The organism is Actinocrinis puniceicyclus (assembly GCF_018283645.1).
Classification (GTDB): Bacteria; Actinomycetota; Actinomycetes; order Streptomycetales; family Catenulisporaceae; genus Actinocrinis; species Actinocrinis puniceicyclus.
Genome location: NZ_JAGSXH010000015.1, coordinates 47,269 through 59,188 on the forward strand (window position 1 = coordinate 47,269; position 11,920 = coordinate 59,188).

The 11,920-nt window shown below is 68.1% G+C and carries 10 protein-coding genes; 5 read left to right on the top strand and 5 right to left on the bottom strand.

The features are described from left to right. Nucleotides 1-22: 22 nt before the first annotated feature. The 4 genes from acs to KGA66_RS31455 form a co-directional block, all read right to left on the bottom strand. Complete coding sequence (gene acs / locus KGA66_RS06915; RefSeq protein WP_211465801.1) at nucleotides 23-1,981, bottom strand: acetate--CoA ligase; 1,959 nt, start codon at nucleotides 1,979-1,981, stop codon at nucleotides 23-25. 247 nt (nucleotides 1,982-2,228) lie between these two features. Continuing rightward, on the bottom strand, nucleotides 2,229-2,831 hold the full coding sequence (locus tag KGA66_RS06920) for an acetate uptake transporter (protein WP_312886793.1): 603 nt from the start codon (nucleotides 2,829-2,831) through the stop codon (nucleotides 2,229-2,231). Between the two features lie 270 nt (nucleotides 2,832-3,101). Beyond that, nucleotides 3,102-3,857 (bottom strand): LytR/AlgR family response regulator transcription factor, encoded by a 756-nt coding sequence (locus KGA66_RS06925; protein WP_211465803.1) that lies wholly within the window; start codon nucleotides 3,855-3,857, stop codon nucleotides 3,102-3,104. Beyond that, nucleotides 3,854-5,047 carry a sensor histidine kinase gene (locus tag KGA66_RS31455; RefSeq protein ID WP_211465805.1) on the bottom strand — a complete coding sequence of 398 codons (1,194 nt, stop codon included), beginning with the start codon at nucleotides 5,045-5,047 and terminating at the stop codon, nucleotides 3,854-3,856. The genes KGA66_RS06925 and KGA66_RS31455 overlap by 4 nt, the downstream gene beginning before the upstream one ends. Nucleotides 5,048-5,174: 127 nt before the next feature. On the opposite strand from KGA66_RS31455, the gene KGA66_RS06935 reads away from it, so the two are divergent. Further along, a complete protein-coding gene (locus tag KGA66_RS06935; RefSeq protein ID WP_211465807.1) occupies nucleotides 5,175-5,996 on the top strand; it encodes a Fic family protein in 822 nt (273 codons plus the stop codon). Nucleotides 5,997-6,463: 467 nt separating this feature from the next. Here KGA66_RS06935 and KGA66_RS06940 read toward each other — a convergent pair whose 3' ends face one another. Beyond that, nucleotides 6,464-7,255, bottom strand: a complete 792-nt coding sequence (locus tag KGA66_RS06940) for an HAD family hydrolase (protein ID WP_211465809.1) — start codon at nucleotides 7,253-7,255, stop codon at nucleotides 6,464-6,466. A gap of 774 nt (nucleotides 7,256-8,029) precedes the next feature. Here KGA66_RS06940 and KGA66_RS06945 point away from each other — a divergent pair. From KGA66_RS06945 to KGA66_RS06960, 4 genes are all read left to right on the top strand, one after another. Further along, a complete protein-coding gene (locus KGA66_RS06945; protein ID WP_211465811.1) occupies nucleotides 8,030-8,887 on the top strand; it encodes a CpaE-like family protein in 858 nt (285 codons plus the stop codon). Next, nucleotides 8,884-10,206: a TadA family conjugal transfer-associated ATPase gene (locus KGA66_RS06950; protein ID WP_211465813.1), complete on the top strand. Its 1,323-nt coding sequence runs from the start codon at nucleotides 8,884-8,886 to the stop codon at nucleotides 10,204-10,206. Before KGA66_RS06945 ends, KGA66_RS06950 begins: the two co-directional genes overlap by 4 nt. Nucleotides 10,207-10,409: 203 nt before the next feature. Then, entirely contained in the window at nucleotides 10,410-11,048 is a 639-nt protein-coding gene (locus KGA66_RS06955; RefSeq protein WP_211465815.1) for a type II secretion system F family protein, read from the top strand. Nucleotides 11,049-11,080: 32 nt separating this feature from the next. Further along, nucleotides 11,081-11,896, top strand: coding sequence for a type II secretion system F family protein (locus KGA66_RS06960; protein ID WP_211465817.1), 816 nt, complete (start codon nucleotides 11,081-11,083; stop codon nucleotides 11,894-11,896). Nucleotides 11,897-11,920: the final 24 nt, after the last annotated feature.

The following is an 11,920-nucleotide window of genomic DNA, read 5'->3' on the forward strand; positions in this document are numbered from 1 at the left end:
ATGCCGCCGGGTGGCGAACCGCTCAGTCCTCGCCTGCGTGCGGCAGCTTGGATGCGATCAGGTCCATGACAGAGGCATCGGTGAGCGTCGTGGTGTCGCCCAGCGCGCGGTCCTCGGCCACGTCCTTGAGCAGCCGTCGCATGATCTTTCCGGAGCGGGTCTTGGGCAACTCGGCCACGAACTGGATCTGCTTCGGCTTGGCGATCGGGCCGATCTCCTTGGACACGTGGTCCTTGAGCGCCGAGTCGAGCGCGGCGTCCTCGACCTGGCCGCCGCGCAGGATCACGAAGGCGACGATCCGCTGGCCGGTCGTCTCGTCCTTGGCGCCCACCACAGCGGCTTCCGCCACCGCCGGGTGCGAGACCAGAGCGGACTCGACCTCGGTGGTGGAGATGTTGTGCCCGGCCACCAGCATGATGTCGTCCACTCGGCCGAGCAGCCACAGGTCGCCGTCGTTGTCCTTCTTCGCGCCGTCGCCGGCGAAGTAGTAACCCTGCTCGGCGAATCGTGACCAGTACGTGTCCCGGTAGCGGTCCGCATCGCCCCAGATGCCGCGCAGCATCGACGGCCAGGGTTTGTCCAGCACCAGGAAGCCGCCACCGCCGTTCGGGACGATATCGCCGTCCTTGTCGACGACGTTCGCCGAGATGCCCGGGAGAGGGCGCATCGCCGAGCCCGGCTTGGTGGTGGTCACGCCCGGCAGCGGCGAGATCATGATGCCGCCGGTCTCGGTCTGCCACCAGGTGTCGACGATCGGAGTGCGCCCGGCGCCGATGTTCTGCCGGTACCAGATCCATGCCTCGGGGTTGATCGGCTCACCCACCGAACCGAGCAGGCGCAGCGAGGACAGGTCGAACTTCGCGGGGATGTCGTCGCCCCACTTCATGAACATCCGGATCGCGGTGGGCGCCGTGTACAGGATGGAAACCTTGTACTTCTGGATGTTCTCCCAGAACCGGCCCTGATGCGGCGTGTCCGGCGTGCCCTCGTACATCACCTGCGTCGCACGGTTGGCCAGTGGGCCGTAGACGATGTACGAGTGTCCGGTCACCCAGCCGACATCGGCCGTGCACCAGAAGACGTCGGTCTCAGGCTTGAGGTCGAAGACCGCATGGTGTGTGTAGGCCACTTGGGTGAGGTAGCCACCTGTCGTGTGGAGAATGCCTTTCGGCTTACCGGTGGTACCCGAGGTGTACAGGATGAAGAGCGGGTGTTCGGCGTCGAAGGCTTCCGGGGTGTGCTGGTCGGACTGGCGGTCCACCAGTTCGTGCCACCACACGTCGCGGTCTGCGTTCCACGGCACCTCGTGCCCGGTACGGCGCACCACGAGTACTTTCTCGATCGTGGTCGCTCCGTCCGCCGCCGCGTCCGCGTTCGGCTTCAGGTTCGCCACCGCGCCGCGCCGGTTGTAGCCGTCCACGGTGATCAGGAGCTTGGCGCTGGCGTCCTCGATCCGCGTGCGCAGCGCCTCCGCCGAGAAGGCGGCGAAGCACACCGAGTGCGGCGCGCCGATCCGGGCGCAGGCCAGCATCGCGAACACGGTCTCCGGGACCATCGGCATGTAGATGGCGACCCGGTCGCCGGTCCGCACACCCAGCTCCGTCAGTGCGTTTGCCGCCTTGGACACCTCACGCTGAAGGTCCGCGTACGTGATAGTGCGCGTGTCTCCGGGCTCGCCCTCGAAGTGGATGGCGACCTGGTCGCCGTACCCGGCCTCCACGTGCCGGTCGACGCAGTTGTAGGCGGCGTTCAGTTTCCCGCCGGTGAACCATTTGGCGAAGGGCGGGTTCGACCAGTCCAACACCTCGTTCCACGGCTGTGCCCAGGACAGCCGGTTCGCCTGGGCCTCCCAGAAGGCCAGGCGGTCCTCGTCGGCCCGCGCGTAGGCATCGGCCGTCACGTTCGCCGCCGCCGCCAGCTGGGCCGGCGGCTCGAACCGCCTCTCCTCGTTCAATAGATTCGACAGCGTTTCGTTGGACACACGAGCTCCTCGTCAGACGTCCGTTTGCGGGCCGGACGGAGGCACGGCGCAGCGCCGCGCCGCCGTGGTCGGTGTGAGCTTCTCTCAGCCCAACAGCAGACCAGTACTCATGCTGTTACGCAAGGGTTTCCGGCCAATATAGGTCTAGACCACACCGCCGGCGAGGTCGCGCCTCGCCGGCGGTGCGGTGCAATTGGGCGTCGGCCGGGGCGCGGCTTCGGCCCGATGGTGCCTCTTGGCCGTCTGCTCAGCGCGGCAGGGTCGGCAGCACGTCCCGCCGGTGCGTTGCGTTGATGACCGTGGCTGCCGCCGCGTACCAGGCGGCGACACCAGTGGCGATGCCGAGCCATCCGCCGATCTTGGTCATCGTGTCCGGAGCGGGTGTGCCGTTCTGGAACGCGCCGATGGCGAGGAACAGGAAGGCGAGCGTCAGGAGCACGAAGACGACTAGCACGGCCAGCGAGGTGCGTAGCGCCGCGACGGTCATAAACGCGGTGAAGATCGCCCAGAGCAGTAGATAGAGGCCGATCGCCTGGTGCACATCGCCGCTGGCTGCGGTCAGGTGGGTGTTGATGTACCAGAAGGACAGCCAGAACGCGCCGAACGAGCTGAACGCGGTGGCGCCGAACGTGTTGCCGCGCCTGAATTCCCACATGCCGGCCAGCAGTTGGGCGATACCGCCGTAGAAGGTGGCGAGGCCCAGCACGATGGTGATCGCGCCGGTCTCCTTGATGAGGTTGGCGTTGCCGAAGGAGAGCGCCAGCGTGGTCATCGCGAACCCGGCGAGACCGAGTGGCGCGGGATCGGCGACGGTCACCGGGGTGCTAGTCGTGGGTGCTTCGTTGCTCACGACCGTGATCCTTTCGACCAGACATGAGGCCCGCTCCGCGCCCCGGTCGGCGTTCGCTCGTCCGGTGTCCGGGTTGGGCCAGTGGTTGTCAGCCCCTGAACTGGGACCTGCTCCGGTCGTCCCCAGCTTTCGGTGTTCTCATGACGGGACAGGGCTTCGTTGCGCCGAGTGGCCTAACGAGCGCGCCGACCGGTTCGACGTATTTCGAAACAGCCTGGAGCTGCGGCTTTCCGGTCGCGTCACGCCCGGAGGGGTTCCCCCCGCGGTAGCTCAGCGCTGTCGATTGGCGTCTCCGAGCAACCGATCCCGCAGTTCGCGGGCATGACGCCGACTGACCGCGAGTGTCTTGTCACCGACCTTCACAGTCGTATGCCCGGCGTCCCAGCGGACCTCCTGAATATGCCGCAGCGCGACGAGGTACGAGCGGTGGATTCGGGCGAACCCGTATGGGGTCCAGCGCTCCTCGAGCGTCGCCAGCGATATCCGCACCAAGTGCGACCCGGCGGCTGTATGCAACCGTGCGTAGTCACCGTGCGCCTCGACGTACCGGATCTGCGACCGGGTCAGGAACCGGGTGACGCCGGCGAGTTCGACCGGCACGACTTCGTCGTCGCTAGGGGCTGAACGGGTGCGTGCGTGCAGGCGTTCATGCACCCTCCGGACTGCTTCGGCGAGCCGATCCTGTCGCACCGGCTTGAGCACGTAGTCCACGGCATGCAGCTCGAACGCCCCGACCGCGAAGTCCTCGTGCGCGGTGATGAACACGATCTGTGGGCTGTCCGCTCGGCGCGCCAGGGTGCGTGCGATGTCCAAGCCCGTCGCGCCGGGCATTCGGATGTCCAGGAAGAGCGCGTCGATCCGCTGTTCGCTGGTCAGTACGCGGATGGCCTCGGCGCCTGACGAGGCGGTCCGGATACTGCCGATCCGGGTGTCCGCGCTGAGCAGGTAGGTCAGCTCCTCCAGAGCGGGCCGCTCGTCATCGACGGCCAACACGGCCAGGCCGGGGCGGTCCAACGGCTGGGTCATTCGCTCTCCCGTCGGGTGATCGGCCTTCTGCGCGACACCGGCTTGGGGATGCGGATGGTGACGGTGGTTCCCTCGCCCGGTGCGCTGTCCAATTGAAGCCCATGGTCCGAACCGAAGGCCGCCAGAAGCCGTTCTTGGATGTTGGCCACGGCGTGAGCGTCTGACGTGCTCTTTCCGCTTAGTGCCGCGCCTGCCGTGGAAGGGTCCATCCCGATACCGTCATCCGAGATCGTGATCACGTACTCCTGGTCCGTGTGAGCAGCGGAGACCGTAACCGTTCCCTTGCCTGACTTACCTCGAAGGCCGTGTCGCACCGCATTCTCCACCAACGGCTGCAAGCACAGGAACGGCAGCTCCAAGCCCAGGGTCTCCGGCGCGACCCGCACCACGAGTTCCAACTGATCGCCGAAACGCGCCTGTTCCAGCTGGAAGTAGCAGTCGATGCACCGCAGTTCTTCGGCGAGGGTGGTCATCGAGCCGCCACGCCGGAACGAGTACCGGGTGAAGTCGGCGAACTCGAGGAGCAGTTCGCGCGCTCGGGGCGGATCGGTACGCACGAACGATGCGATCGCGGTCAGCGAGTTGTAGATGAAGTGCGGCGAGATCTGCGCGCGCAGCGCCCGGATCTCCGCCTCCATCGCGCGCGTGCGTGACTGATCGAGCTGCGCCAGCTCCAGCTGTGACGAGACCCAGCGGGCCACCTCGCACACCGCTCGGGTGAGGGCGACCGACGCCGTCGCGTTGTAGGCGGCAAGCGCGCCGACGACTTGGCCGTCGACGATCAAGGGGGCGATGACCGCGTCGCGGATGGGGCACTCTTCGCTACCGCAGGTGACCCAGTCCAGCAGTTTGACGCGCCCGGTCGCGATGACGTTCTTGGCGTGGACGAGCGCGTCTTCGGCGTGCCGATCGCCTTCGCCGTCCCAGGCCAGGAGACGCTCGGCGTCTGTGATCGCGACGGCAGCAGTTCCGAGCAGCCGGCGCAGATGACGCGCGGATTTACGCGCGGAGTCGGGGGAGAGACCTTCGCGCAGGACGGGCGCCGCGAGGGAAACCGTGTGCATCGCTTCGTAAGCGGCACGCTCTGTCGGGGTCCCGTAGACGTGGTGTCGTCTGGCCGCCCGAACCGCTGCGCCGACCGGGACGGCCAGCACTCCCGCGACCGCGATCATCGTTGCCGTGGAATCCACCTACATGACGGTACGTTACGCACAAGATCATGGCCAGGGTGATTGCTCCAGGACCCGACCATAGGCTGACAACCCTGACTGGGTGCGGTGCGATAGCTCTGCCGGGCGTGGCTTAAGTTTGTCGGTTGTGACGACCACTTCCGCTGATCCGCTCGCCGCGCTCGGTTCCCTGCCCGGAGTCGCCGAGGCGGTCGATGAAGCTCGCGCCGCCGTGGACAGGCTCCGTGCGCACAAGGTGCTGCGGAGTCGCGCTGCAGACGTCAGCGCCGAGTCCGCGTTGCGCGGGGCCCGGGCATCGGCCGCTGTCGCCGGCGCCGACTGGCCGCTTGAGGAGCTGAGGCGGCGCACTGGTCTGGGTGACGAGCCGGATGCCGGCCTCGTGCGCGGGGCCGTGCGTATCTGCGGCGAACTGCCCGAGTTGCTGGTGGTGCTGCGGCAGGCGCCGGCTCAGGCACTGACGAGGATGCACATGCTCGCCGCGGCCGGCCAGATCGAGCCTGATCGGATCGGGCGACCGCGTGTTGGTGGCGAGCCTGTGACCATCGAGCCGGGCGGTCCATCCACACCGGTGGCAGCGGATGAGGCGGCCGCGCGGCTGACCGCCCTCGCCGGGTTGATCGCGGCGCCCAGCAAGGCGCCTGCGCTGGTGGTGGCCGCCGTCGCGCAGGGCGAACTGCTCGCCGCCACTCCCTTCGGGTGGGGTGACGGACTGCTTGGCCGCGCGGTGTTCCGGCTGCTGCTGGTCGCCCGTGGGCTCGACCCGCAGTCGCTGGTGGTGCCTGAGGTCGGATTCCTGGACTTGGGGCTCGAAGCGCGGCGCGCGGCACTTGACGCATACCGAAGCGGCACCGCAGAGGGGCTCGGCTCGTGGATCGCCCACTGCGGGGCTGCGGTCGTGGGGGGCGCTCAGGAAGCGTTGGCCGTGTGTGAAGCGCTCATGCGTGGCTAAAGGCATCGGCTGGGCCACGGCTGGGCTGCTGGCGAAGCACCCACATACGACCCGGTATGACGGTGCACCCCTTCCGCCTCCCGGACCCATAGCCCATTCGGGTGATGTGCGCTCCAGGCGCCCGCGGTCGGCCTTTCAAACGCTGCGGGCCCGGCCTACAAAGGAAGTAACGGCCCGTGAGACCGCTTCTTGAGGAGGCTGGGAAGTAGAAGTCAACTGGCCCGCGGACCGTGTACGGAAGCCCGGAAACCCACGCGCGACCGACCCGCGTTAGGGCCCGCCGAGACAGACACAGCGGCTTGAGCCCGTGAGTGGACTGATCTGGCGAATACAAGCGGTGCACGCCTGGTATCTCGGACCACCCGTACTAACCGGACGGCGCCCCCAAGTTGACTCGGGGCGCCGTCGCCCTGTGTATCCGAGCCCTGTGTGTCCGACGCCCAGCGTGTCCGCGCTTCGGCCGTCGCTTACGAGCGCTTCTTGCGGGCGTACCACATGATTCCGGCGGCCGCCGCCGTGCCCACGCCGAGCGCCGTGGCTGCGATGACCGGCTTGGCCGGAATACTCAGGTTCGCCATCTTGGCCCGCAGCGAGACAGGGTTCGCGAACACCTCGATCTGCCAGTCCCGAGCCGCCGCTTCCTTGCGCAGCGTTCGGTCCGGGTTGACCGCGCACGGGTGCCCGACAAGCTCGAGCATCGGCAGGTCGGTGATCGAGTCGCTGTAGGCATAGCAGCCGTCGAGGTCGTAACCTTCGGCCTCCGCCAAGGCCTTTATCGCGCCGGCCTTGTTGTCGCCATAGGCGTAGAACTCGACCTCGCCCGTGTAGCGGCCGTCGCAGACCACCATCCGAGTCGCGACGACCTTGTCCGCACCGATCAACTCGCCGATCGGCTCCACCACCTCCGCGCCTGACGACGAGACGATGATGACGTCCCTACCCGCGCTCTTGTGCTCGGCGATCAGGTCGGCGGCCTCCTGGTAGATCAGCGGGTCGATCAGGTCGTGCAGGGTCTCGGCGACGATCTCCTTGACCTGACCGACGTCCCAGCCGGTGCACAGCGCGGAGAGGTATTGCCGCATCCGCTCCATCTGATCGTGGTCCGCCCCACCGACGAGGTAGACGAACTGCGCGTAGGCGGTCTTCAGGACGGCGCGCCGATTGATCAGCCCGCCCTGGTAAAACGACCGGCCGAACGCCAGTGTCGAGGACTTGGCGATGATCGTCTTGTCGAGATCGAAGAACGCGGCGGTGCCCATCGGCGGTGGCTCCCTCAGCTTCTTTCGCCGTTGTACGAAGTGCTAAGCAGTGATGGCAGCCTACGCGTTGCAGTAGCCCGAGCGGTAAGCAATCGCGGGTGGTTGGTGAATTCTCCAAGCCCATCGAACGTCTGCGCTCCTTTCGTGCCACGGGTTGCTTCACGAGCGCCCCCGCTGCGTCTGACGGCCGGCTGTCTGAGATCGGCTCGGCGGTCGATTACACAGCGTGACCGCCTCTGGGATCCGCCCGTGCCGTCTCTCGCGGGTGTGCAAGCGTTCGGATTGCCTCTTGCATCGGTGTCACGCCAGCTCAGGAGGTCTTCTTTCATCGTTTGGCGTAATGCCGGAGGGGTCAGTTTGCCTTCTGAGCGGTTCGGGTACACCATGGAAGTCACGGATCGTTCGCGACCGTGCTGCCTTGGCCCGGCTCCTCCCCCCCCGAGCCGCGCCAAGGTGACGACCCCCGCTCTCCCCCCCGGCGGGGGTCGTCTCTTTTCCCGGGAAATCCCAGCCCATCGCCCTCAGCGAGCGAACTCGGCCGGTCGCCGGACGCGCGAGTCGATCATCCCGCAAACGATTCGCTACCTGTGGGTAACGGCGCGCCCCGGCGTTTGATCACCCTGTGTGATCAAAGCTCTGAAACAGGCCCGTGAGCCGGAGTTATCCACAGGGGTTATCCACAGATTTCAAAGAGTGCTGGCCAAGATCCCCTCTTATGTCCCACCGTGATTGAGTGAACACTTTGAGCAATCATCGGGACTTGAGAGGGAACCCATGTCCACCACCACGGCCTCGAACGCAAGCCACCGCAACGGCGAAGCATCCACCGCAGCCAGGCTCGACCGCGTCAAGTCGCGTCAACGCGCGAACTCGTCCGTCCCGCTGATCGCCGTGATCGGCGGCTGCGGGGGAGCGGGCGCCTCGACGCTCGCCGCCTCAGTCGCGGTCGCCGCGCTCAGGATGCGTCGGCAGGTCATTCTGTTCGACGCGGATTCGCTCGGCGGCGGTCTGGCACCGCTCGTCGCCCTCGGCACCTTGTTGTGCGGCCGCGAGGAGAGAGCGGAACAGCCCTGGCCACACGGCATCGACCCGCCTGACGGGGAGCCGCTGCCGCAGCGTGATGGTACTGAGCCGGACCTCGCGCTGGTCACCTGGGGTGGTGAAGACGGCGACAGGATCCCTGTCGCAGCTATGCGTAACGCGCTACGCACCCTGCGCGGCTCAGCGGACATCGTCGTAGTCGACCTGCCGAGGTGCATCGATGACTCGACTCAACTGGTGCTGGCCGAGGCGACGCACACGCTCGTGATCGCACCGGTGTCGGAGCGCGCGGCGGTCGCGACCGGACGGTTGTTGCCAAGGCTGGCGCTGCTCGGTCCTCCTCCGCTGCTCGTCGCCCGGCTGCCCGGCCGCGACGAACTGACCGCCCGGCAGTTCGCGCAGGCCCTCGGCGTGCCCCTGGCCGGAGTCATCAAGCCGCGCCGCGGCTCGCTGCCGCGTGGCGGACAGGCCGGGCAACTCGGTGGCCGCTATGCCCCCTCCTTGGATCGGTTCAGCCGAAGACTCATCGAGCGCTGTGGGATCGCGAGCGCGGCCGAAGAGCGCGCCACTGGAACTCAGGTGATCGTATGAACCCGCCGAACAACCCGGTCGGCACGGTGGCCTCCAGCGTCGTCAGCTCGGAGTACTCGCCGCAGTACGAAGGCGTGCTGCGCACCATCAGCAACGAGCTCGCCGCGGGCGTTCTCGCGCCCGAAGTGCCCGACGTCATCGCGGCACTGCGCGCCCGACGCTGCCTGCTCGGCCGTGACGCGCTTCAGGCGATCGCCGAATCGCTGTGCGAGCAAGCGCTTGCCGCCGATCCGGTGGCCGGTCTGATCGCCGATCCCGACGTGACCGACGTACTGGTGAACGGGCCGACGGAGATCTGGGTCGAACGAGCCAACCGGCTGGAACGGGTGGATGCCGGCTTCCCGGACGAGGCCGCCGTGCGGAAGTTCGCCCAGCGTCTTGCCGTGCAGGCGGGCCGCCGCTTCGACGACGCATCACCCTTCGTGGACGCCCGCTTGCCCGACGGCACTCGACTGCACGCCGTGCTTCCACCCGTCGCAGTCAACGGCACCACGGTGTCGCTGCGCATTCCCCGGCGTCGGCTCTACTCACTCGAAGAGCTGACCGAACTCGGCGCACTCAACGCCACCGCGGCGGCCATCCTCGAGGAGATCGTGCGCAAGCGGGTGCCGTTCCTGGTCACAGGAGGCGCAGGCACCGGAAAGACGACGCTGCTCTCAACCCTCCTTTCCCTGTGCGCACCGGACGAGCGCCTCGTGCTCGTGGAGGACTGCGCGGAGCTGATGCCCGATCATCCGCACGTCGTGCGCCTGGAAAGCAGACCGGCCAACCAGGAGGGCCGCGGTCAGGTGACCATCCGAGACCTGATCAAACAGGCGCTGCGGATGCGTCCGACGAGGATCGTGCTCGGCGAGGCCAGAGGCGCGGAAATCATGGACCTCTTCAATGCTCTCAATACCGGACACGAGGGTGGCTGCGGCACGCTGCACGCCAATCGGCCGCACGACATCCCGGCCCGCATCGAGGCGCTCGCCCTGCTCGCCGGGGTGTCCCGCGAGGCGGTGCACAGCCAGGCTTCCGCGGCGCTGCGCATCGCGATCCACCTCGACCGTAACGAGTTCGGCCGACGGTACCTCCAGTCGATCGCGGTCGTACGTCGCCGTAACGCCGTCGGGCCGGTGCAGGCGACGCTGGCGGTCAGCTTCGACCAGGGCGGACAGATGCGCGAATGGCCGGGTCTGCCGCAGTTGCTCGACGAACTGGGTCGTCCGGCCCGACCGGACGCCGCTCTCGTGCCCAGGGGTTTCGAAGCGGAGTTGACGCGTGAGTTCCCGGCCACCGCGACGCTGCGAGAACACGAGACACGGGAGCAGCTGTGACCGTACGCAGCGACCGGATCTGCGGCGCCATCGCTCCCGCGTTGTCGAAGCAGGCTCAATCGGCGGTCGGCCACGATCAACCGTTGCCGGTGGTTCCATTCGTGATCTGTGCTCTGCTGGCCGGCGCCTTGCTTTCGCTCATCGCGCACTCGCCGATCCCACTGGTGCCGGCCCTGTTCGGCGGCCTGCTCCTGCGTTCGCGCTTGGCCGGCGTGCAGATGCGGACCGCCGAGGCGGCGCAGCGCTCGGCAGTGGTGGAGCTCTGCGCCGCGCTGCGTGGCGAGTTACAGGCAGGCAGGCAGCCGGCCGCGGCCTTCATCGAAGCGGTGTGGTGCCGACCCGAGCTTCGTGACCTCGCCTACGCGTTCAGCATCCCGGATCCCGAACGCGATGAGCCGGCAATGCTCGCCGCGGCCGCCCGTCGGCCCGGCCGCGAAGGTCTCGCCGCGCTGGGTGCCTGCTGGCGTGCCGCCGAACGGCATGGGGTACCGCTCACCGGTGCGGTGTGCGGCATCGAGGACGGCCTGCGCGCGGAACAGCAGCGGCGGCAGAACCTCGCGGCCGAACTGTCCGGCGTGCGAACGACCGTCGCCCTGCTCGGGGTGTTGCCCGCTTTCGGCCTCGCGCTCGGGTCGGCCCTCGGCACCAATCCGATCCACGTGCTGCTGACGCGACCGGCGGGGCAGGCATGCCTGCTGGCCGGCTGCTTACTGGAACTGATCGGCCTGCGGTGGACCGACCGGCTGGTCGACTCGGTCGACCACCGGCGAAACGGGAGTCGCGCCGATGATCCGCTACGTCGGTGGGCACGGCGCGCTTTGCTCGTCGGGAGGCGGAAATGAATGCATGCTGGGCACAGGTATCGCAGGGCGCCATGCACGAGTCTGGGCCTTCGTCTCGACCCGTCGAACTGGGTGTGGCCGCGGCGTTCATCATCGCGGCGATGGTGCTCAGATGGGCTCCGCCGCCCTCGCACCGCGTCGGCGGACTCAAGGAAGCCGCGGCAGCCTCCGCGAGATGGGTGTCGAACGCCCGGCGGGTGCCGCACCGTCACCTGCTGGCGGCGGCGTTCACCGGCTGCGCCGTCGGACTGTTCCTTGGGGGCGTCGGCGGTGTCGTGGGTGGAGTCCTGACCGGTGTCTGCGTGATCGTCTTGAGCTCGCGCGCGGCCCACGAGCACGAGAAGCGCAATCGGCAGCGGCTGATTGCGGCCGCTCCGCCGCTGGTCGACCTTTTCGCGGCGGCACTGGCCGCGGGGCTGCTGCCCGCCGATGCCGCGGGGGTCGTCGCCGCCGCTTTCGGCGGCGACGACGACGAGAAGGACCAGCACGAAGCGCCCGGGCCCGTCGATCCGGCCCGCGAGATCGCCACCCGCTTCGCCGCGGTGGCGCGGGCGCTGCGCGAGGGCGCGGATCCGGAAGCCGCGTGGCGACTGCTCTGCGTCGACGCCGCTACTGCCACTGTCGCGGCCGCCGCGCTGCGCGCTTCCCGCACCGGCGCCCCAGCCGGCGAGACCGTCGTCAAGGCAGCCCGCGATACCTGGCACGCCGCAGAACAGGCGGCCCAAGCCCGCATCCGCGCGGTCGCGGTCCGAGCGACCGCACCGCTGGCTCTGTGCTTCCTACCGGCCTTCGTACTCGTCGGCGTCGTGCCGACGGCGTTGGGCCTGTTGAACGAACTGCGTCCATGACCAGCGATCGCTGATCGCGCATCG

Coding starts and splice junctions, on each gene's coding strand:
- KGA66_RS06925 (WP_211465803.1), bottom strand. CDS start 3,857: ATGACCCAGCCGTTGGACCGCCCCGGCCTGGCCGTGTTGGCCGTCGAT.
- KGA66_RS06940 (WP_211465809.1), bottom strand. CDS start 7,255: ATGGGCACCGCCGCGTTCTTCGATCTCGACAAGACGATCATCGCCAAG.
- KGA66_RS06945 (WP_211465811.1), top strand. CDS start 8,030: ATGTCCACCACCACGGCCTCGAACGCAAGCCACCGCAACGGCGAAGCA.
- KGA66_RS06950 (WP_211465813.1), top strand. CDS start 8,884: ATGAACCCGCCGAACAACCCGGTCGGCACGGTGGCCTCCAGCGTCGTC.
- KGA66_RS06960 (WP_211465817.1), top strand. CDS start 11,081: ATGCACGAGTCTGGGCCTTCGTCTCGACCCGTCGAACTGGGTGTGGCC.